Raw genomic sequence first — 19,509 nt, forward strand, 5'->3', positions numbered from 1 at the left:
CCGCCCGCACGGCGTCGAATCCGGTGCCGGCGGCCGGCTCGACGGGCAGCACCTCCGCCCGCAGGCGCCGCGCCGACTCCGCCCGCACCGCGGCCGCGTCCGGGTACACGTCGGCGCCCGTGGCGACGACGACCACCCCGCACCGGGCCCGGAGCCGGGCCAGCGCCTCCTCGTCCACCGCGTCGGCGGGGACGCAGGCGTCCAGCACGTAGACGGCGGCCGTGAACTCCTCGGCGATGCCGGCGACCGGGGTCAGCGCACCGTCGGCGCCGACCGTCGCGGCCGCGCCGCCCAGCCGCTCGGCCACCGCGACCGCGCCCGCCGGGTCCTGCCCGGCCACCAGCGCGGCGGTCACGACGCCCTGCCCAGCCGGTCCAGGAGCAGCTGCTCGGCCTCGTCGCGGCGCGCGCAGTCGGCCCGGGCGAGGCCCCGCAGCCGGTCGTCGAACTCGGCCTCGCGGCGGTCCTCGAAGCCCGCGAACGCCTCCGCGAGCGGCGGCAGCAGGGTGTCCACCCCGCTGAGCTCGCGGAGCCGGGCCAGCAGCTCGTCGCCGGGCATCGACGGGGTCTCGCGCAGCGCGCCCAGCGCGCACGCCAGCCCGTAGCAGCCGAACCGGAGCAGCAGCGGCGCCTCCTCCCCCAGGGCTTTCGCGGCGGCGGTCGCGGACCGCGGCAGCACCAGCGGCGATTCCGCGAGCCCGCGGACCGCCGGCACGTCGTCCGGGTCGACCGCGTCGAGCAGGGCCATCACCGGCACCACGGGCCGCCCCAGGATTTCGGCCAGCCGGTCCGCGTAATCGTCGGCCGCGCGCCAGGACCCCGCCGCATCGGCCCGGGTCCACGCCACGACGACGGGCGGCGCGGACGGCGGACCGTCGGACAGCGCGGCGATCGCCGCCCGGTCGGTGGCGCGCAGGCCGCCGGCGAAGCAGTACAGCACCGCGTCGGACGGCCCGTCGGCCACCGCGATTCCGCGACGGGACAGCGCCGCACCGAGCACTCGCTTGCCCACGCCGTCGCGGCCCAGCAGCCGCACCCGCGGCGGACCGCCGCGCACGCACAGATCCCCCATGTGAGCCCCCCGACTCAGGGCGGCACCCCCGCGCCGCTACGAGGACGACGTTACGAGCTCCTCGTCCTCCTGCGCGGGGATTTCCTCCGAATGGTGCCGGCCGCCCGTGACGAAGGCCGCGAACACCGCGCCGACCACGCAGATCCCGGCGGTGATGCCGAACACCTCGCCGAACATGATGGCGTAGGCGTCCTGCATCTGGCCGGCGATGGCCCGCAGACGCTCGGCGAAACCGCCCACCCCGGACGGTGCGGACAGTGCGGGCATCTCCGACTGGATCTCGGTGAGCCGGTGCAGACCGAACACGGTGAGCGCGGCCACGCCGATCAGCATGCCGCTCATCCGGGCCACCACCAGCAGCGCCGAGGCGATACCGGCCTGGGACAGCGAGACCGCGCGCAGCGCCGCCGAGGACAGCGGCCCGATCACCAGGCCCAGGCCGAAGCCCGCGATCGCGAGCGAGGTGTCCAGCGCGGGCAGTGTGCCGAAGTAGTGCGCCGCGAGCACGTCCCGCGGCCAGTTCTCCACCAGCAGGTAGCCGCCGGCGGCGATGAGCAGGCCCACGACCGAGATGACCCGGTCGCCGATGCGCGTGGCGAGCAGGCCGCCGAGGATCGCGCCGACGGGCAGCGCGATGAGGAAGCGCACCAGGGTGAGCACCGCGTCGATGCCCTCCCGCTCCAGCACCATCCGCGCGTAGATCTCCACGTCGACCAGCGTCACCATGAGCGCTGCGCCGGCGCACACCGACGCGGCGCAGGACGCGAGGAAGGGCAGCACCCGCATGCCGGCGGTGTCGATGAGCTTGGTGCGGGCCCGCATCTCCCAGGCCGCGAACGCCACGAACGCGACGGCGGCGCCCGCGAGCAGGGCCGCGCCGTTCGGGGGCAGCACGTCGGTGCCGTCCGGCTCCGGGTTGTACAGGCCCAGCACCGAGAGGCCGAGCGCCACGGCGAGAAGCAGACCGCCGACCACGTCGACGCGCTGCGGCTCCTGCGCGGAGCGCTTCGGCACCGACAGCTGGATGAGCAGCATCGCGACGAGCGCGAGCGGCACCTGCACCCAGAACACCACGCGCCAGGCGTCGTCCGGGGCGACGGAGGTGAACCGCTCGTGCACCAGCGCCACGACGCTCACGCCAACGACGGGGCCGAGCACGCTGCCGAGCTCCTGCGCCGCGCCCACCCAGCCGAGCACGGCGGCCCGTCGACGGGCGGACCACAGGTCGGCCGCCAGGGCGAGGGTCACGGGCAGCAGCGCGCCGCTGGCCACGCCCTGCACGATCCGGCCGGTGAGCACCACCGGCACGGTGTCGCCCATCGCGGTGATGACCGAGCCGATGACGAACAGCGCGAGGCTGGCCTGCAGCACCAGGCGGCGGCCCAGCTTGTCGGACAGGCGGCCGAGCAGCGGCATCGCCGCGATGTAGCCCAGCAGGTAGCAGGTGATGATCGGGGTGGCCTGCTGGATCCGGTTGATCGGGATCTGCACGCTGCGCATGATGTCCTCGAGGACCGAGACCACCACGTAGGTGTCGAGGGCGCCGAGCAGGACGGCGAGCCCGGCGGCGCCGATGGCGACACCGCGCCCCTTCACCGGCGCCGGGGCGTCCGCAGACGCCGCGGCCTCCGCCGGAGCAGCGGTCACTTGGCGGTCTTCGGGTCGAGGAGCGTGACCTTCTTACCCCAGTCCGAGAGCGTCACCGTCAGCGTGCCGGCGTCGAATCCGACGTTGGCCCGGACCAGGTTGTTCGGCTTCTCCTCCTGCACCCAGAAGGTGACGGGGCGGTCGCCGAGCTCCGCCTTGGGCACGATCCCCGCGAGGGCGGTGCCCGGGATGGTGCCGGACACGCGGACGGTGTCGACGCCGCCGATCTGCTCGCGGCCCTCCACCTTGGGCTGACGCACCGAGGAGATGAGGTTGGGGATGCCCTTCTGCGGGTCGAGGATGGCCGAGGCGTCGTAGATGTCGGCGGCGAGGCCCATGTCCTGGTACGCCTGCCCGGAGCCGAACTGCGCCCACAGGTGCGCGTCCACCACCACGAACTTCGCCTTGACCTGGGTTCCGTTGAAAGTGACCTCGGCGTCGCCCTGGCCGGCGACCTTGGGCTCGTTGGTCAGGTAGGCGGAGACGCTCTTCACCGGGAGCTTCGGCACGGTCCCGTCGACGGACAGGTCCAGGTACACGTCGTGCAGGGTCTTGGCGGAGGCCGACGAGGCGTCGACCAGCGTCTTCGCTTCGGGGAGCGGAGCGTCGTTCTTCGTCTCCTCCTGGGCCCCGCCGCACGCGGCGACGAGTCCGAGGACGGCGAGGAGCGCCACCATCAGGGTGGTCAGGCGGAGAGCCGCGTGGCGGCGGTTACGCGCGATCATGCGGCCAATGCTAGGTCACATTCGCGAAGCTGGGACGATGGAGAGCGTGCCCGAACCCCAGGACCCCCGCGCCGAGCACCGCCGGCTGTACCCGCGGGTAACCAGTTTCCGCTCCCGCCGTGGGGCGCTCACGCCCGCCCAGCAGAAGGCCATGGACGACATGTGGTCGACCATCGGCCGGGACATCCCGCCGGCCCGCCCGCTCCCCGAGGGCGACGGTACCGCCGCCGTCGCGGACGGCGGGTTCCCCGCCCCGTCGCACCCCCTCGACGCGGCGTCCTGGTTCGGCCGCAGCGCCCCGCTCATCGTCGAGATCGGGTGCGGGACCGGCACGTCGACGGTGGCGATGGCCGAGGCCGAGCCCGAGCGCGACGTGCTCGCCGTGGAGGTGTACCTGCCGGGGATCGCGCAGCTGGTCGGCGGCGTGCAGCGCAAGGGTCTGACCAACGTGCGGGTGGTCCGCGGCGACGGGGTCGCGGTGCTCGAGGACATGATCGCCCCGGGCTCCCTCACCGGTGCCCGGGTGTACTTCCCGGACCCGTGGCCCAAGGCCCGGCACCACAAGCGCCGACTGCTGCAGCCGCGCATGTTCGCGCTGCTCGCGGACCGCCTGCGTGTCGGAGGGATTCTGCACGTGGCTACGGATCATGCAGACTATGCAGAGGCGATTGCGGAGGTCGCATCCGGTGAGCCGCTCCTGCGGCGGCTGGAGCCGCCTCCGCGCCTCGCCGACGCGGGCCTGCCGATCAGCATCGACCGGCCGGTGACGAAGTTCCAGGACAAGGCCGCGCAGGTGGGCCGCGAGATCCACGAGTTCGTATGGGAGCGCGTGGAGGAAGGAGGGGCGCGATGACGGTCCCCGTCGACGGCTCCGCCGTGGCGACCGACGCCCCCAAGCGGGTCCTGCTGGTCTGGGACGCGCCGAACCTCGACATGGGGCTCGGCTCGATCCTGGGTGGCCGCCCGACCGCGGCGCACCGCCCCCGGTTCGACGCGCTCGGCCGGTGGCTCCTGGAGTACACCGCGACGCTGGAATCGGACACCGAGCAGTCCCTCGAGCCCGAGGCCACCGTCTTCACCAACATCGCGCCCGGCACCGCCGACGTGGTGCGGCCGTGGGTCGAGGCGCTGCGGAACGTCGGCTACGCCGTGTTCGCCAAGCCCAAGGTGGACGAGGACAGCGATGTCGACGCCGACATGCTCGACCACATCGACGTGCGGCGATACGCCCCCGGCCTGGGTGGTCTCCTGGTGGCCTCGGCCGACGGCCAGGCCTTCCGGGAACCCCTGGAGGAGATAGCCGCCGAGGGCGTTCCAGTACATGTATTGGGGTTCCGCGAGCACGCCAGCTGGGCCCTCCAGTCCCCTACTCTGGAGTTCGTCGATCTCGAGGACATCACCGGGGTGTTCCGTGAGCCGCTGCCGCGCGTGAGTCTCGACTCCCTCCCCGACGAGGGTGCGTGGCTGCAGCCCTTCCGCCCCCTGTCTTCGCTACTTTCGAGTCGTACCTGAGCACAACCGGCTCCAGGAAAGGAATGTTCGCTTGTTCGCAGCGATAGGACGCTTCACCTACGCGTTCCGATTCACGATCATCGCGGTCCTCTTCGTGTCGATCGCCCTGACCGGCGTCTGGGGATTCCTCAGCCTCGGTAAGGCGACCAAGATGTCGGGCCTCTACGACGACAGCAGCGACTCGGTGGCCGCGTCGGTCCTGTCCGACCAGGCCGAGGGGCGGATGGCCCAGTCGGACATCCTGGTGCTGGTCAAGCCGAAGGAGGGCGCGAAGGTCACCGACCCTGCGGTCTCGAAGGCGGTCGACGGTGCCCGGGCCAAGATCCTCGACGAGTTCGCCACCGGCGACGACGCCAAGCTCCGCTCCGAGAACAAGCAGGAGCCGCAGCAGGGGCCGGTGAGCTACACCCAGCAGGGCCTCGAGTCGATCATGACGAAGACCGACTCCGAGGGCACCACCTGGGGATTCTTCACCCTGCCGCTGAAGTCGGCGGACGACACCCAGCGCGGCAAGGACTGGCTCGAACTGCAGGGGCCGCTCAAGGAGTCCCTCGAATCCGACCAGTTCACGGCGAGCTTCGCCGGACTGGTGCCCGTGACCTCCGAGGTCACCGAGGGCGTGCAGCGCGACCAGAAGAAGGCCGAGATCATCGCGCTGCCGCTGGTGGCGATCGTGCTGTTCTTCGTCTACGGCGGCGTGGTCGCGGCGACGCTTCCCATGATCATCGGTGTCATGACCATCGGCGCCGCCATGGCGATCGCGATGCTGACCACCTATTTCATGGACGTCAACCTGTTCGTGGGCCCCATCATCTCGCTGATCGGCCTGGGCATCGCGCACGACTACGGCCTGTTCATGGTGTCCAGATTCAGAGAGGAACTGGACGAGGGGTACGACACACCCACGGCGGTCAGACGCACGGTCATGACCGCGGGCAGAACGATCATCATGTCGTCGCTGCTCATCGTGGGCGCCCTCGCCTGCCTCTACATCTCGCCGCTCGGCCTGCTCACGTCGATGGCGACGGGCGCGCTGCTCGGCGTGTTCATCTCCGCGGTGTTGTCGCTGATCCTGCTGCCCGCGATGCTCTCGGTGCTCGGCCCCAAGGTGTTCGCGCTGAGCTTCCACGGAATGCTGCAGGTCGCGGACGGCTGGAAGCTGCCGGTGATCGGCGGCCTCATCCACAAGGCGGAGCAGCGCCTCGGCCGGCCGAAGACCAAGGCCAACATCGAGGCCGGCATGTGGGGCCGGGTGACGGACGCGGTGATGAAGCGGCCCGTCGCCGCCACCGTCTCGGTCGTGGGCCTGCTGCTGGCGGCGACGATCCCCGTCGTGGGGCTGCAGTTCGGCGGCATCTCGCAGACCTACCTGCCGCCCAACAACGAGACCCGGCAGGCGCAGGACAAGTTCTTCGACCTGTTCCCCGCGTTCACCGGCCAGGAGATCAAGCTGGTCTTCACCAACGCGTCGGACGAGCAGGTCAACCAGGTGCTGGCCGAGGCCAACAAGATCCCGGGCTTCGTGCGGGCCAACCCGGCCGACCCGGCGTCGGCGCGCTTCGGCCCCGCCACGACGGCCGTGGACAAGGCCAAGGACGGCGGCGAGGCGCTCAAGCTGCGCGGCGAGGGCCCGGACGTCAACGTCCGCACCTCCAAGGGCTCGCTGCAGGACCCGAACGATTCGGCCGCCGTGGGCGATGCGGTGGAGAAGCTCCGCGGCATCCAGATGGAAGGGGCTGATCCCGCGAAGGGCGTCGGCTTCACGGTGGGCGGCATGCCCACGCTGCAGTACGACTCGATCGACTCGATGCTCAGCCTGCTGCCGCTGCTGATGTTCCTGCTCATCGTCGTGACCACGATCATGATGTTCCTGGCGTTCGGATCGCTGGTGCTGCCGATCAAGGCGGTGTTGATGTCGATCCTCTCCCTGGGCTCCACGTTGGGTTTCCTGACGTGGATGTTCGTGGACGGCCACGGCGGCGACCTGTTCAACTTCACGGGCGGCCCGATGATGGCCCCGGTGCTGGTGCTGGTGATCGCGGTGGTGTTCGGCCTCAGTACCGACTACGAGGTGTTCGTGCTCTCCCGGATGATCGAGGAGAGAGCCGCGGGCGCGAGTACGGTGCAGGCGATCCGCGCCGGCACGGCGAACACCGGCCGGATCATCACCGCCGCCGCGATCCTGCTGATCATGGTCACCGCGGCCTTCGCGACATCGCAGCTGGTGATGATGAAGTACGTGGCCTTCGGCCTCATCTTCGCGCTCATCATCGACGCCACCGTCGTGCGCATGGTGCTGGTGCCCGCGGTGATGAAGCTGCTCGGCGACGACTGCTGGTGGGCCCCGAACTGGATGCGCACCATCCAGGAGAAGCTGGGCCTCGGCGAGACCTCGCTGCCGCCGGAGACCCGCGACGGGCGTCCGCTGGACTCGGTGCGCCCGCCCTCGGCCGCGCCCGGGAAGGCGGCACCGCAGTTGGTCGGCGCCGGCGCGCTGGCGAGCCCGTCGATCTCGCCGGAGTCGGGCCGGCTCATCGCGCCGGTGATCCCGGAGTCGGAGCGTCCCGTGCGGCCGACGCCGATGGGCCCCGGCGCCCGGCGTCCCGGACCGCCGCCCGGATTCGCGGGCATCCCGGAGTCGGAGCGGCGCCAGTCCGCGCCCACGCCTCGGCCGCCCCAGGATCCGCGCAGCTATCAGCAGCAGGTCCCCGGTCGTCCGGGCCCGGGCCGCCCCGGCCCGCACGGGCCGCAGGGTCCGCAGGGGCCGGGCGGGCCCCAGGGTCCCGGCCCGCGCCCGAGCGGGCAGATGCCGCGTCCGAGTGGGCCGATGCCGCGCCAGCAGCGCCCGGGTCCGCAGGGACCGGGCGGCCCGCAGGGTGGGCGCCCGCCGTATCCCCCGCGCCCGCAGGGCCCGGGCGGGCCCCAGGGCCCCGCGCCGCGGCCGCCGCAGGGCGGGCCGTCGGGTGAGGGCACCCGCCCCTACCGGCAGCGCGACCCCCGGGATCAGTAGGTAGCAGACGACGATGCCCGCAGGACGGAAGGTCCTGCGGGCATCGTCGTGTCCGGGTGCGTCGCCGACGAGCGCAAGCGTTCCACGGTTCCCGGCGAGGGGCGACTCGAGCGGGTCGTCAGGCCTCGTCGCGCGGGGCGGGGCCGCCGCCGGCCCCGGAGTCGGGTCCGGGCTTCTCCGCGGCGGGCTTCTCGACGGTCCGCGCCTCGTCCTCGGCCGCGCGTTTGGCGGCCTGGCGCATCTCGAAACCGTCGGTCACCGCGTCGCCGATCTCGCGGGCGACATCGGCGACGGCGGTGGTGATGATGGTGGCGATCCGGCCGACCCGGATGGCCGTCGATTCGACGGCCTCCTGGGCGGCGTCCTTGCGCCGTTCGAGCTTGCTCACACGGCAACCATCTCACGGTCGGCGGCCCGCTGCCAGCCCGCCTTGTCCAGCGCCTTCGCGGCGGCGTCCTCGTGCCGGGCCCGCTCGATGGTCACCGCGAGCTCCGGCTCCTGCTTGACCCAGCTGTTGGGGAGCGAGAGCTTGGCGATCTTCTTCCACGTGGAGGTGAGCTGGCCGCGCAGCGAGCCGGTGTTGTAGGGCAGGCCGTACTGCTCGCACACCTCGCGGACCTCGGCGGCGATCTCCGGGTAGCGGTTGGCCGGGAGGTCCGGGAACAGGTGGTGCTCGATCTGGAAGCTCAGGTTGCCGCTCATGATGTGGAACAGGCGGCCGCCGTCGATGTTGGCGGAGCCCAGCATCTGGCGGACGTACCACTCGCCCTTGGTCTCGTCGGCGGTCTCCTCCTTGGTGAAGGTCTGCACGCCCGAGGGGAAGTGACCGCAGAAGATGATGGAGAACGTCCACAGGTTGCGGATCAGATTGGCGGACATGTTGCCCAGGAAGGTGAGCGGGAACAGCGGGCCGGTGAGCGCGGGGAACAGGACGTAGTCCTTGAGCACCTGCTTGCCGGCCTTCTTCCGCATGCCGCGCACGAGCTCCTTGATGTCGGACCACTTGCGCTCGCCCTTGACGATCCGCTCGGCCTCGAGGTCGTGCAGCATGACGCCCCACTGGAACAGCACCATGAGCGCGCTCGCGTAGGCGAGGTTGCCGAGGTAGTAGGGGTGCCACTTCTGCTCGGGCGCCATCCGCAGGATGCCGTAGCCGATGTCGCGGTCCATGTCGAGGACGTTGGTGAAGGTGTGGTGCAGGTAGTTGTGGCTGTGCTTCCACTGATCGGCGGGGCACACGGTGTCCCACTCGAACTCGCGGGAGTTCAGGCCGGGCTCACGCATCCAGTCGTACTGGCCGTGCATGACGTTGTGGCCGATCTCCATGTTGTCCAGGATCTTGGAGACGCCGAGGGAACCCACGGCGACGGGCCACAACGGCGGCAGGTACATCATGGCGCGGCCGGCGATCTCGAAACCGCGCTGGGCGCGGACGATCGAGTAGATGTACTCGCGGTCCTTCTCGCCCAGGTCGCTCAGGATGCGGGTGCGGATGGCGTCGAAGCGCTCGCCGATCGCCTCGACGTCGGCGTGCGTGAGGGTGATGTGCTCGGTCATGGTGGGTCCCTTCTTCGGTTCCGGTGACTACAGCGCGACGTCGACGTCACCGACGGGGGCGCTGATGCAGAGCTGGATGTGCTGATCGGGCTCGCTGTCTGTCTCGCCCGTGAGGATGTTGCTGGTGCAGCCGGACTTGCGGACGGCGGTGCAGGAGAAGCAGATGCCCATGCGGCAGCCGCTCTCGGGGAACAGGCCGGAGGACTCGGCCTGGTCGAGGATGGTGCGGCCGTCGTTGTCGACCTCGGTGCCGGCCTCGGTGAAGCGGAGGGTTCCGGTGGCCTCGCCCGACGGTGCCGCGGCCGCGGGCGGCGCGAACTCCTCGACGCGCAGCTCGACGCCGCGCTCGGAGTACAGCTGTTTCGCGGTCTCGAGCAGCGGCGCGGGGCCGCACGCGAAGCCCACGTCGCCCAGGTCGTCGAGGTGCTCGGCGCCCAGGTGGCGGCCGCCGGCGCGGGTGTACACGTAGTTCACCGAGACGCCCGCGCGGCGGGCCAGCAGGTCCAGCTCGGCGCGGTACGGGTTGTCGTCCGCGTCCCGGCAGAAGTGCAGCAGCTCGACGGTGCCCCGGTGATCCTCGTCCACGAGCGTGCGCAGGATCGAGAGCACGGGTGTAATGCCGCTGCCCCCGCTGATGAGGCGGATGTTCGCGGGGCGTGCGCCGGGCTCGCCGGGCAGGGTGAAGGTGCCGGTGGCCGGGGTCAGGCCCAGCACGTCTCCTACGCGGAGGTTCTCGCGCAGGTGCTTGCTGACGTGGCCTTCGGCGTCCGCGGTCACGGTGAACTCCAGGTCGCCGGCGGCGTGCTGCGATCCGGCGGGCGAGAAGCAACGGGTCTGGCGGACCCCGTCGATCACGACGCTGACCTGGATGAACTGTCCGGCGCGGAACCCCTCGAACTGGCGGGTGGGGGTCACGGTGAAGGTGACGGTGCGGTCCGTGCGACGGCTGACGGCGGTGACGCGGCCGCGGATGTCGGCCCACGTGACCATGGGGTCGACGAGCTCGAGGTAGCGGTCCACGGCGTGTGGCGTCAGCACGGCCTCGATGACGTTTCCGGCGAGTCGAGTGAAGCGGCTCATGGCTGTGTTTCTCCGTTCAGTGCACGCTTGTACACTCACAGTATGCACGCAATCGCCGCTACCGCGTCAAGGACTTGTCCCGTGACCTCCGCCACAACGCCGCCGCGCACCGTTCGCGCAGGCGGGGATAGACTGAAGCCCATGCCACGCCCCTCTCCGCGCGCCGTCGAACGGCACACCCCGGGACCGTCGCGGGCCGAGGCCAAGGAGCGCACCCGTCAGACGCTTCTGGACGAGGCGTTGGCGCTGGCCGGAGAACGGTCGTTCGCCAGCCTGTCGCTGCGCGAGGTGGCCAAGGCGGCCGGCGTCGTGCCCACCGCCTTCTACCGCCATTTCGCGTCGATGGACGATCTGGGCGTCACCCTGGTGGAGGACGCGATGCGAGTGCTGCGCCGCATGCTCCGCGAGGCCCGGCGCGACGGGGTCGCGCCCAGCGGCGCGGACGCCGTGCGCATCGTCGCCAAGCAGGCGCGCGCGAACGACGCGGAGTTCCAGTTCCTGGTGCGCGAGCGGTACGGCGGCTCCCCCGAGCTGCAGCGGGCCATCGACGTGGAGCTGCGACTGTTCGCCAAGGAGCTCACCCACGACCTCTCGCGGATCCCGGCGCTGGAGTCCTGGAGCGTCGAGGACCTGGACATGGTGGCCGACCTGTACGTGACGATCATGCTGGGCTTCGTGGCCGAGCTGGTGCGCATCGACGCCCGCAACACGCGCGACGAGGACGAGCTCGTCGAGCGGACGCAGCGCCAGCTCGCCGTGGTGGCGCTCGGGCTCGCCTCGTACCGCCCGCGCGAGCAGTAGCGCACGGGATTTCACCGCACCGCCACCCGGTGCTTACCTGCGTGCGCTAATTTTCCGTTTCATGCGAATCGCAGCCCGTACGGCAGGGGTGTTCGCGGTGGCCGTGGGCGTCACCGCCGCCACTCTCTCCCCCGTCTCCGCCGCCCTCCCCTCGTGCGCCCTCTCGTCGCTCCCGCCGGAGGCCACCGACACCGCGAACCTGATCAAGCAGGGCGGGCCGTTCCCGTACCCGAACAACGACGGGGTCGTGTTCCAGAACCGGGAGGGCATCCTGCCGGCGAAGGCGAGCGGCTACTACCACGAGTACACGGTGAAGACGCCGGGCTCGTCGACCCGCGGCGCGCGCCGGATCGTCACGGGCGGCACGCCGCTCACCTCGCCGCCCGACTGGTACTACACCGGCGACCACTACGCGACGTTCTGCGTCATCACAGGGGTCTGAGCGTGAAGACCTTCACCGTGGACGGCCGGAGGGTGGCCGACAAGGAGAGCTTCTACGCCGAGCTGGGCCGCGCGGTCAACGGCCCGGGCGGGTACTTCGGCGGCAACCTGGACGCGCTCGTCGACTGCCTGCGCGGAGGTTTCGGTACGCCCGAGGACGAGCCGTTCGACTTCCGCCTCACCCACGCGGCCGACGTGCGCACGGCGCTCGGCCCGAAGCTCTACGCCGAGATCGTCGACGTGTTCTCCGCGTCCGGGGTGCCGCTGCGCACGTGAGGGCCGCGCACCGTCGGGCCCGGGGCACGCGCGGGTGCACCGAAACCGCTCGGAATCGCCGACGGTGCGCCACCATCGAGGCATGACGACCACCCCCGACACCCGCAGCGAGCACGACCTGCTCGGCGACATCGACGTCCCCGCCGACGCCTACTACGGCGCGCACACCGCGCGCGCCCTCCTGAACTTCCCGATCAGCGGCACCCCGATCGCCGCGCACACCCACCTGGTGAACGCGCTGGCTGCGGTGAAACAGGCGGCGGCCCAGGCGAACCGGCAGCTCGGCCTGCTCAGCGACGAGCGGGCCGACGCGATCGTCGCGGCGTGCGAGCGGATCCGGGCGGGCGAGCTGCACCACTGGTTCGTGGTGGACACCATCGCGGGCGGCGCCGGCACCTCGACCAACATGAACGCGAACGAGGTGATCGCCAACGCCGCGCTAGAGCACCTGGGCGAGCCGCGCGGCGCCTACGCGCGGCTGCACCCGCTCGATCACGTGAACCTGGGGCAGAGCACCAACGACGTGTACCCCACCGCGATCAAGATCGCGCTCATCACCCAGCTGCGCGACCTGCAGGAGGCGCTCACCGGCCTGCGCGGGACGTTCGCGACGAAGTCCGAGGAGTTCGCGGGCATCGTCAAGATGGGCCGCACCCAGCTGCAGGACGCCGTGCCGATGACGCTGGGCCAGGAGTTCGGCGCGTTCGCCACGACCCTGGGTGAGGACATCGTGCGCCTGGAGGAGGCGACGCGGCTGCTGCACGAGCTCAACATCGGCGGCACCGCGATCGGCACGGCCCTCAACTCGCATCCCGGGTACCGGCCCAGGACGATCGAGCGGCTGCGCGAGATCACCGGCATCTACGAGCTGATCGGCGCCACCGACCTCATCGAGGCGACGGCCGACGTGGGCGTGTTCGTGCAGCTCTCCGGCGTGCTCAAGCGGATCGCCGTGAAGCTCTCCAAGACCTGCAACGACCTGCGGCTGCTGTCCTCCGGGCCGCGCGCCGGCCTCAACGAGATCCACCTGCCCGCGGTGCAGGCGGGTTCCTCGATCATGCCCGGCAAGGTGAATCCCGTGATCCCCGAGGTGGTGAACCAGATCGCCTACGAGGTGATCGGCCACGACGTGACCATCACCATGGCCGCGGAGGGCGGGCAGTTGCAGCTCAACGCCTTCGAGCCGATCATCGCCCGCTCCCTGGTCGAGTCGATCTCCCACCTCACCCGCGGCGCGCGGGTGCTCGGCGAGCGCTGCGTCGCCGGGATCACCGCCAACACCGCCCGCCTGGAGCAGTCGGTGGCGGAGTCCATCGGCGTGGTCACGGCGCTGAGCCCCACCATCGGCTACGCCGCGGCCACATCGGTCGCCGCGGAGGCGCTGGAGACGGGGCGCGGGGTCGTCGAGATCGTGCGCGAACGCGGCCTGCTCGACGAGGCCACGCTCGCGTCGCTGCTCAGCCCGGAGCACCTCACGGGGCACCCACCGCACGCCCTGACGCCGTAGAACGCCGCCGTCGCCACGGAGCGCGGAACACCCCTTGATAGATACCCCCTAGGGGTATATGTTCGGGGCATGGAACACGATCACGGGGGGCATCAGATGCAGATGGACCACGAGGAACACCCCGCGCACGGCGGGCACGAGCAGCACGAGCAGCACGCCGGGCATCAGGGCCATTCCGGGCACGGGGACCACGTCGCGCAGTTCCGCCGCCTGTTCTGGATCATGCTGGCGCTGGCGGTGCCCACCGTCGGGCTGTCGCCGATGTTCGCGATGATCCTCGGCCACCCCCTCCCGGACGTCGCGGGTGTCGAGTGGGTCTCGCCGGTCCTCGGGACCGTCATGTACGCGTGGGGCGGCCGCCCGTTCCTCACCGGCGCGGTCGCCGAGATCCGCGGGCGCGCACCGGGGATGATGCTGCTCATCGGGCTGGCGATCACCGTCGCGTTCGTCGCGTCCTGGGGCGCGAGCCTGGGCCTGCTGCACCACCAGCTCGACTTCTGGTGGGAGCTGGCGCTGCTCATCGTGATCATGCTGCTGGGCCACTGGATCGAGATGCGCTCGCTCGCGCAGACCACCTCGGCGCTCGACTCCCTCGCGGCGCTCCTCCCCGACGAGGCGGAGCGACTCGAGCACGGCGCCACGGTGGTCGTCGCGCCGTCCGAGCTGCGGGTCGGCGACGTGGTGATCGTGCGCCCGGGTGGCGGCGTGCCCGCCGACGGCGTCATCGTGGACGGCCGTGCCGCACTGGATGAGTCGATGATCACCGGGGAGTCGCGCACCGTCGAGCGGGCGGTGGGCGATCCGGTGACCGCCGGCACCGTCGCGACGGATTCCGGCCTCCGGATCCGGGTGACCGCGACCGGTGACGACACCGCGCTCGCCGGAATCGGCAGGCTGGTCGCGCAGGCGCAGAACTCGAGCTCGCGGGCGCAGCGCCTCGCCGACCGCGCGGCGGGCTGGTTGTTCTGGTTCGCGCTCGGCGCCGCGGCGGTCACCGCGGCGGTCTGGTCGGCGCTCGGCATGCCCGACGAGGCCGTGGTCCGCACCATCACGGTGCTGGTGATCGCGTGCCCGCACGCCCTCGGACTGGCGATCCCCCTGGTGGTGTCGATCGCCACCGAGCGCGCCGCGAAGGGCGGTGTGCTGGTGAAGGACCGGCTCGCGCTGGAGAGCATGCGCACCGTCGACGCCGTGCTGTTCGACAAGACCGGCACCCTGACCAAGGGCGAACCGGTTGTCACCGCAGTCGAGGGCGGCGACGAGGTGCTCGCCCTCGCGGCCGCGGCCGAGGCGGACAGCGAGCACCCGCTGGCGCGGGCGATCGTGCGCGCCGCGCGGGACCGTGGACTCGCGGTGCCCGCGGCGTCGGACTTCTCGTCGTCGCCCGCCGTCGGGGTGACGGCCTCCGTGGAGGGCGCGACGGTGCGCGTCGGCGGGCCCGCGATGCTCGCCGAGGAGGGCGCGGGCGAGCTCGCGGCCGTCGAGGAGTGGCGGCGCGGCGGCGCGATCATCCTGCACGTGGTGCGCGAGCACGCGGTGATCGGCGCGCTGGCCCTCGCCGACGAGATCCGCCCGGAGTCCCGCGAGGCGGTGGACGCGTTGCACGCGTGGGGCATCCAGGTGGTGATGATCACCGGCGACGCCGAGGCGGTGGCGAACGCCGTGGGCGCGGAGCTGGGCGTCGACCGGGTCTTCGCGGGCGTCCGCCCCGAGGACAAGGCGGCGAAGGTGGCCGAGCTGCAGAGCGGGGGCCGGCGGGTGGCGATGGTGGGCGACGGCGTCAACGACGCTCCCGCGCTGGCCCGGGCGGACGTGGGCCTGGCGATCGGGGCGGGCACCGACGTGGCGATCGCATCCGCGGGGGTGATCCTGGCCGGCGACGATCCTCGGTCCGTGCTGTCGGTGATCGAGCTGTCCCGCGCGTCCTACCGGAAGATGACGCAGAACCTGTGGTGGGCCGCCGGATACAACCTGATCTCCGTGCCCCTCGCGGCCGGTGTGCTGGCACCGGTCGGGTTCGTCCTGCCGATGTCGGTGGGCGCGATCCTGATGTCGCTGTCCACCGTGGTGGTGGCGCTCAACGCGCAGTTGCTCCGCCGCCTGGACCTGCGGCCCGACGCCTTGACCCGGAAGATCCTGCGGCGCGGCTAGTCCAGGCCGTTCTCCAGCGCGTAGCGGGCTAGTTCCACCCGGTTCCCGAGCTGGAGTTTGCGCAGCGTCGACTGCACGTGATTCTCCACGGTGCGGTGGCTCAGGTGCAGGCGTGTGGCGATCTGCTTGGCGGACAGGCCCTTCGCCACCAGCCGCAGCACCTCGGTCTCGCGGGGCGTGATCGCCGGCCCCACGGGCTCGGGCGATGCGGCCATGCGCCGGAACTCCCCCAGCACCAGGCCGGCGAGCCCGGGCGTGAACACGGGTTGCCCTGCGGCGGTGGCGCGCACGGCCGCGACCAGCTCCTCCGCCGAGGCGCTCTTGACGAGATAGCCGCTGGCGCCGGCCTTCACGGCCTCCACCACGTCCTCCCGCTCGTCGGACGCGGAGAGGATGAGTACCGCGGCGTTCGGGGCCGCCTGCAGCACCAGCGCGGTGCCGGCGGCGCCGTCACCGTCGGGCATGGACATGTCCATCAGCACGACGGTGGGCTGCACGGCTTTCGCGATCCGGCCCGCTGCGGCCGCGGAATCCGCGGTGCCGGCCACGGTGAATCCGCGCGCCTCGAGGTCGCGGGCCACCGCATCGCGCCACATCGGGTGGTCGTCGACCACCAGCACGCTGATCTCCGGTTCTACGTCCGAGGTATCCACAGCTCCCACTCCACCCCTTCGCCCGTGTCGGTCGTGAGCTCGGCGCGGCCGCCCAGCTCCCGCATCCTGCCGACGATCGCGTCCGCCACACCCAGTCTGCCCTCCGCGCGGGCCTCGTCGAGGCGTCCCGGCGCGATTCCCGCGCCGTCGTCGCGCACCGTGACCACCACGGCGTCGCCGAGGTCCTCGGTGAGCAGGTAGGACCGCGCGCCGGGGCCGGCGTGCCGGGCGGTGTTCTCCAGGGCGTTCCGCACCGCGGCCGCCACCTCCGCCGCGGCCGCCGCGGGCAGCTCGACGGGGCCGCCGGGTTCGGCGACGGTGACCGCCGGGGAGGACATCGCGCGCAGCAGGTCCCGCAGGTCGACGGTGCCCGCGGCCGCCCCGTCCGGCGGTCCGCCCTCGCCCGCCGGCCCCTCGGCGATCAGTCTGCGCAGCGCCTGTTCCTGTTGCGCGGCAAGCCTCCCGAGCCCCTCGATCTCCGATCCGGGACCGCCGAGGGACGCGGACCGCCGGGCGATGAACGCGAGGGCCTGCAGCACCCCGTCGTGCACCTCCCGGGCGAGGCGCTCCCGGGCCCGCGCGTCGGCGGCGACGCGTTCCGCCCGGAGCAGTTGCTCGTGCGAGCGGATCGCGACGCGGGCGGCCATGCCGAGCCCGAGCCCCACGGCCATGAACACGGGGTAGTTGGCGTCGCGCAGAGTGGTTTCCGGGAAGTCGCCGCGGTAGATCGCGTTCACGGCCGCGAGGGCGATCCCGCCCTCCAGCCCCGCCACGGGCCCCGCGAGGATCGCCACCGACACCACCGGGTTGGTCAGCCACAGCGTGGTCGGCAGGGACTGGTTGTGCTCCACGAACTCCGGCGACGCCACGAGCCAGGTGGCCAGCGCCAGCGCCGCGGCCACCAGGAACTCGCCGATCACGAACCAGGTCCGGCGGCCGAAGCCCCGCCCGTAGCCGAAGCCGGCGAGGACGCTCGCCGCCACCACGAGCCCGATCAGCACCCAGCTCCAGCCGATCCGCTCGTACCGGTCGGCCTCGTCGATCTGCCGCCCCACCGCGTACACCACCGAGAGCGCGCGGAAGTACTGCGCGCCACGCCAGAGCGGACCGCGCGGGTCCTCGTCCCGCGGGCGCTCGACGCGCCGCACGCGCGATACCAGGGCTTCCATGAGGCAACGTTAACCGGTGAGTAGGCTGGCGCCGATGAGCGAAGGCGAACCCGCCGACCGGGCGGATCCGAGCGATCCGGACGGTACGCCGGACGAGAGCCCCGGCGGCTCCCCCGAGAAGCAGCCGGTGATGTCGCGTCGGCGCTGGAAATGGGTGCGCCGCACGCTGCTCGTGCTGCTCGCCGTCGTCCTCGGCGTCGAGGCCTACCTGTTCTACCCCGCCCTCTCGGAGGCGCTGCCGAACCTGAAGAAGATCCGCTGGGAATGGGTCGTGGCGTGCGTGATCGCGGTGTTCTTCTCGTTCGACTCCTACGCCCAGGTGATCCGGGTGCTGCTCAAGTCCGCCGGCGTGAAGGTGACGCAGCGGCAGGCGCTGGGCCTGCAGTTCGCGTCGAACTCGGTCTCCCAGTCGCTGCCCGGCGGCCAGGTGCTGGCGCCGACGCTGGTGTACCGGCGCAGCCGGATGTGGGGCGCGACCCCGGTCGTGGCCACCTGGCAGATCGTGATGAGCGGCCTGCTCATGTCGGCGGGGCTCGCGGTGCTCGGCCTCGTGGGCGGCCTGCTCGCCGGCGCGAAGACGAGCCCGTACTCGGTGGTGTTCTCGGTGGCGCTGCTCGTCGTGTTCATCGTGATGATGCAGTACGTCGCCTCGCACCCCGACGGCCTGTACACCGTGGGCGCGCGCCTCATCATGTGGGTCAACGACCTGCGCAACAAGCCCGAGGACTTCGGCCTGGACCGCTGGAAGGAGATCCTCGACCAGCTCCAGGCGGTGAAGCTCAACCGCCGGTACGGCGCGGAGGCGTTCGGCTGGTCCCTGTTCAACTGGGTCGCCGACGTGGCCTGCCTCGCCTTCGCCTGCTACGCCGTGGGCGAGGCGCCGGGGCTGGCGGCCCTGGCCGGTGCGTACGCCGCGTCGAAGGTGGTCAACACCATCAGCCCCATCCCCGGCGGGCTCGGGCTCGTGGAGGGCGCCCTGGTGCCCGCCCTGGTGCTGTCGGGCATGCCCCTGGGCCAGGCCTTCACGGCGACCATCCTGTACCGCCTGATCAGCTACGTGCTCGTGGTGGTCATCGGCTGGGTGATCTTCTTCTTCTACTACCGCAACACCATGGACATCGACCCCGACGCGGAGACGGCCACCCCGCCCGCGAGCGCACCGCCCGCGAGCGCACCGTCGGACGCCGCGGACCGCGGCACGGAGACCCCACCGGGCACCGCCTAGAAGGCCTGGCGACCTGTGCTTTTAGCGATCCGCAACCGCCCATGAAGGCGGCCCCGGCACCGTCGTTCCCGTGAGCGGACGACCCGCACGCTCACACCGCCCGGAGTGGAGGGGGCGACCAGAGGGGGAAACGGCCCGGCCGGGGCGCGTCTGGGAGGACCGCGCCCCGGTCGCGTGCCGCGAGGCCCCGTCGATCACAGCCGGTATGTCCGGTACCGACGAACGGTTACGGTGGAGTTCATGCCCATTCCCGTCATCGCAGCCGTCGACGCGCTGCTCGTGCTGGTCTTCGTCGTGCTCGGACGGTCGAGCCACGCCGAGGGCCTCACCCTCGCCGGTATCGCCGGGACCGCGTGGCCCTTCCTGTTGGCCTGCGCCGTCGGCTGGGCGTTCACCTACGTGCTGTCCGCGATCCGCGGGCACGAGCCCGGCCGCGCACAGACCTTCGCCCCCGGCCGCGTGTTCCCGGCGGGCGTCATCATCTGGGTCGCGACGGTGGCGGTCGGCATGACGGCCCGCGGCCTGCTCACCCAGAGCGGCGTGCAGGTCAGCTTCGTCATCGTGGCGACGATCGTGCTGGCCGTGTTCCTGCTGGGCTGGCGCGCGGTGGCGCGCGTCGTCCTGGCGCGGCGGGCCGCCGCGACGCCGGAGCCGAGGGTCCCGGAATCCGCGGCGGATTAGCCG

Annotated in this window: 19 protein-coding genes; 10 read left to right on the forward strand and 9 right to left on the reverse strand. The window is 71.8% G+C overall.

The window, feature by feature from the left end:
• The 4 genes from BN39_RS23395 to BN39_RS04830 all read right to left on the reverse strand — a co-directional run.
• On the reverse strand, window positions 1-355 hold a 355-nt coding region (locus BN39_RS23395; RefSeq protein ID WP_040765882.1), incomplete at its 3' end, for a hypothetical protein.
• On the reverse strand, window positions 352-1,071 hold the full coding sequence (locus BN39_RS04820) for a hypothetical protein (protein WP_019201229.1): 720 nt from the start codon (window positions 1,069-1,071) through the stop codon (window positions 352-354). The genes BN39_RS04820 and BN39_RS23395, both read right to left, overlap by 4 nt.
• Before the next feature lie 36 nt (window positions 1,072-1,107).
• Window positions 1,108-2,718: an MFS transporter gene (locus tag BN39_RS04825; RefSeq protein WP_019201230.1), complete on the reverse strand. Its 1,611-nt coding sequence runs from the start codon at window positions 2,716-2,718 to the stop codon at window positions 1,108-1,110.
• Entirely contained in the window at window positions 2,715-3,443 is a 729-nt protein-coding gene (locus tag BN39_RS04830; RefSeq protein WP_019201231.1) for an LppX_LprAFG lipoprotein, read from the reverse strand. Before BN39_RS04830 ends, BN39_RS04825 begins: the two co-directional genes overlap by 4 nt.
• A 37-nt stretch (window positions 3,444-3,480) precedes the next feature.
• On the opposite strand from BN39_RS04830, the gene trmB reads away from it, so the two are divergent.
• The 3 genes from trmB to BN39_RS04845 are packed head-to-tail and all read left to right on the forward strand — an operon-like array spanning window position 3,481 to window position 7,965.
• Complete coding sequence (gene trmB, locus BN39_RS04835; protein ID WP_019201232.1) at window positions 3,481-4,296, forward strand: tRNA (guanosine(46)-N7)-methyltransferase TrmB; 816 nt, start codon at window positions 3,481-3,483, stop codon at window positions 4,294-4,296.
• Window positions 4,293-4,955 carry an NYN domain-containing protein gene (locus BN39_RS04840; protein ID WP_019201233.1) on the forward strand — a complete coding sequence of 221 codons (663 nt, stop codon included), beginning with the start codon at window positions 4,293-4,295 and terminating at the stop codon, window positions 4,953-4,955. Before trmB ends, BN39_RS04840 begins: the two co-directional genes overlap by 4 nt.
• A 31-nt stretch (window positions 4,956-4,986) precedes the next feature.
• The gene (locus tag BN39_RS04845) at window positions 4,987-7,965 is read left to right on the forward strand and encodes an MMPL family transporter (RefSeq protein ID WP_019201234.1); all 2,979 of its coding nucleotides are present in this window, start codon (window positions 4,987-4,989) and stop codon (window positions 7,963-7,965) included.
• Window positions 7,966-8,083: 118 nt separating this feature from the next.
• On the opposite strand, the gene BN39_RS04850 is transcribed toward BN39_RS04845, so the two are convergent.
• From BN39_RS04850 to BN39_RS04860, 3 genes are read right to left on the reverse strand one after another with little or no spacing between them, the layout of a single operon-like run.
• Window positions 8,084-8,353: a hypothetical protein gene (locus tag BN39_RS04850; RefSeq protein ID WP_019201235.1), complete on the reverse strand. Its 270-nt coding sequence runs from the start codon at window positions 8,351-8,353 to the stop codon at window positions 8,084-8,086.
• The gene (locus tag BN39_RS04855) at window positions 8,350-9,522 is read right to left on the reverse strand and encodes an acyl-CoA desaturase (RefSeq protein ID WP_019201236.1); all 1,173 of its coding nucleotides are present in this window, start codon (window positions 9,520-9,522) and stop codon (window positions 8,350-8,352) included. Before BN39_RS04855 ends, BN39_RS04850 begins: the two co-directional genes overlap by 4 nt.
• Window positions 9,523-9,549: 27 nt before the next feature.
• Window positions 9,550-10,602: a flavin reductase family protein gene (locus tag BN39_RS04860; RefSeq protein WP_019201237.1), complete on the reverse strand. Its 1,053-nt coding sequence runs from the start codon at window positions 10,600-10,602 to the stop codon at window positions 9,550-9,552.
• Between the two features lie 141 nt (window positions 10,603-10,743).
• Here BN39_RS04860 and BN39_RS04865 point away from each other — a divergent pair, with 141 nt between their 5' ends.
• The 5 genes from BN39_RS04865 to BN39_RS04885 all read left to right on the forward strand — a co-directional run bounded on the left by BN39_RS04865 (window position 10,744) and on the right by BN39_RS04885 (window position 15,778).
• Entirely contained in the window at window positions 10,744-11,403 is a 660-nt protein-coding gene (locus BN39_RS04865; RefSeq protein WP_019201238.1) for a TetR family transcriptional regulator, read from the forward strand.
• Window positions 11,404-11,464: 61 nt separating this feature from the next.
• The gene (locus tag BN39_RS04870; protein WP_051158828.1) at window positions 11,465-11,845 is read left to right on the forward strand and encodes a ribonuclease domain-containing protein; all 381 of its coding nucleotides are present in this window, start codon (window positions 11,465-11,467) and stop codon (window positions 11,843-11,845) included.
• 2 nt (window positions 11,846-11,847) lie between these two features.
• Window positions 11,848-12,120: a barstar family protein gene (locus tag BN39_RS04875; protein ID WP_019201240.1), complete on the forward strand. Its 273-nt coding sequence runs from the start codon at window positions 11,848-11,850 to the stop codon at window positions 12,118-12,120.
• An 82-nt stretch (window positions 12,121-12,202) separates the two neighbouring features.
• Window positions 12,203-13,627 (forward strand): aspartate ammonia-lyase, encoded by a 1,425-nt coding sequence (locus tag BN39_RS04880; protein WP_019201241.1) that lies wholly within the window; start codon window positions 12,203-12,205, stop codon window positions 13,625-13,627.
• Between the two features lie 69 nt (window positions 13,628-13,696).
• Window positions 13,697-15,778: a copper-translocating P-type ATPase gene (locus tag BN39_RS04885; RefSeq protein ID WP_040765888.1), complete on the forward strand. Its 2,082-nt coding sequence runs from the start codon at window positions 13,697-13,699 to the stop codon at window positions 15,776-15,778.
• On the opposite strand, the gene BN39_RS04890 is transcribed toward BN39_RS04885, so the two are convergent.
• Window positions 15,775-16,440 (reverse strand): response regulator, encoded by a 666-nt coding sequence (locus BN39_RS04890; RefSeq protein ID WP_081585919.1) that lies wholly within the window; start codon window positions 16,438-16,440, stop codon window positions 15,775-15,777. The genes BN39_RS04885 and BN39_RS04890 overlap by 4 nt on opposite strands.
• Window positions 16,413-17,600 carry a MacS family sensor histidine kinase gene (gene macS / locus BN39_RS04895; protein WP_019201244.1) on the reverse strand — a complete coding sequence of 396 codons (1,188 nt, stop codon included), beginning with the start codon at window positions 17,598-17,600 and terminating at the stop codon, window positions 16,413-16,415. The genes BN39_RS04890 and macS overlap by 28 nt, the downstream gene beginning before the upstream one ends.
• A 34-nt stretch (window positions 17,601-17,634) precedes the next feature.
• Between macS and BN39_RS04900 the strand changes: the two genes are divergently transcribed.
• Together BN39_RS04900 and BN39_RS04905 are read left to right on the forward strand one after the other, a co-directional pair.
• Complete coding sequence (locus BN39_RS04900; RefSeq protein WP_019201245.1) at window positions 17,635-18,825, forward strand: YbhN family protein; 1,191 nt, start codon at window positions 17,635-17,637, stop codon at window positions 18,823-18,825.
• Window positions 18,826-19,065: 240 nt separating this feature from the next.
• Window positions 19,066-19,506 (forward strand): DUF3054 domain-containing protein, encoded by a 441-nt coding sequence (locus tag BN39_RS04905; RefSeq protein ID WP_040766601.1) that lies wholly within the window; start codon window positions 19,066-19,068, stop codon window positions 19,504-19,506.
• Window positions 19,507-19,509: the final 3 nt, after the last annotated feature.

Origin of the sequence: Tsukamurella sp. 1534 (genome assembly GCF_000312385.1) — a bacterium.
GTDB lineage: Bacteria > Actinomycetota > Actinomycetes > Mycobacteriales > Mycobacteriaceae > Tsukamurella.

Bases quoted from the DNA above. Each gene is read 5' to 3' on its own strand.
- BN39_RS04840 (WP_019201233.1), top strand. From the start codon at position 4,293: ATGACGGTCCCCGTCGACGGCTCCGCCGTGGCGACCGACGCCCCCAAG.
- BN39_RS04855 (WP_019201236.1), bottom strand. From the start codon at position 9,522: ATGACCGAGCACATCACCCTCACGCACGCCGACGTCGAGGCGATCGGC.
- trmB (WP_019201232.1), top strand. From the start codon at position 3,481: ATGGAGAGCGTGCCCGAACCCCAGGACCCCCGCGCCGAGCACCGCCGG.
- BN39_RS04905 (WP_040766601.1), top strand. From the start codon at position 19,066: ATGCCCATTCCCGTCATCGCAGCCGTCGACGCGCTGCTCGTGCTGGTC.
- BN39_RS04860 (WP_019201237.1), bottom strand. From the start codon at position 10,602: ATGAGCCGCTTCACTCGACTCGCCGGAAACGTCATCGAGGCCGTGCTG.
- BN39_RS04885 (WP_040765888.1), top strand. From the start codon at position 13,697: ATGGAACACGATCACGGGGGGCATCAGATGCAGATGGACCACGAGGAA.
- BN39_RS04900 (WP_019201245.1), top strand. From the start codon at position 17,635: ATGAGCGAAGGCGAACCCGCCGACCGGGCGGATCCGAGCGATCCGGAC.
- BN39_RS04830 (WP_019201231.1), bottom strand. From the start codon at position 3,443: ATGATCGCGCGTAACCGCCGCCACGCGGCTCTCCGCCTGACCACCCTG.
- BN39_RS04880 (WP_019201241.1), top strand. From the start codon at position 12,203: ATGACGACCACCCCCGACACCCGCAGCGAGCACGACCTGCTCGGCGAC.
- BN39_RS04820 (WP_019201229.1), bottom strand. From the start codon at position 1,071: ATGGGGGATCTGTGCGTGCGCGGCGGTCCGCCGCGGGTGCGGCTGCTG.
- macS (WP_019201244.1), bottom strand. From the start codon at position 17,600: ATGGAAGCCCTGGTATCGCGCGTGCGGCGCGTCGAGCGCCCGCGGGAC.
- BN39_RS04870 (WP_051158828.1), top strand. From the start codon at position 11,465: ATGCGAATCGCAGCCCGTACGGCAGGGGTGTTCGCGGTGGCCGTGGGC.
- BN39_RS04865 (WP_019201238.1), top strand. From the start codon at position 10,744: ATGCCACGCCCCTCTCCGCGCGCCGTCGAACGGCACACCCCGGGACCG.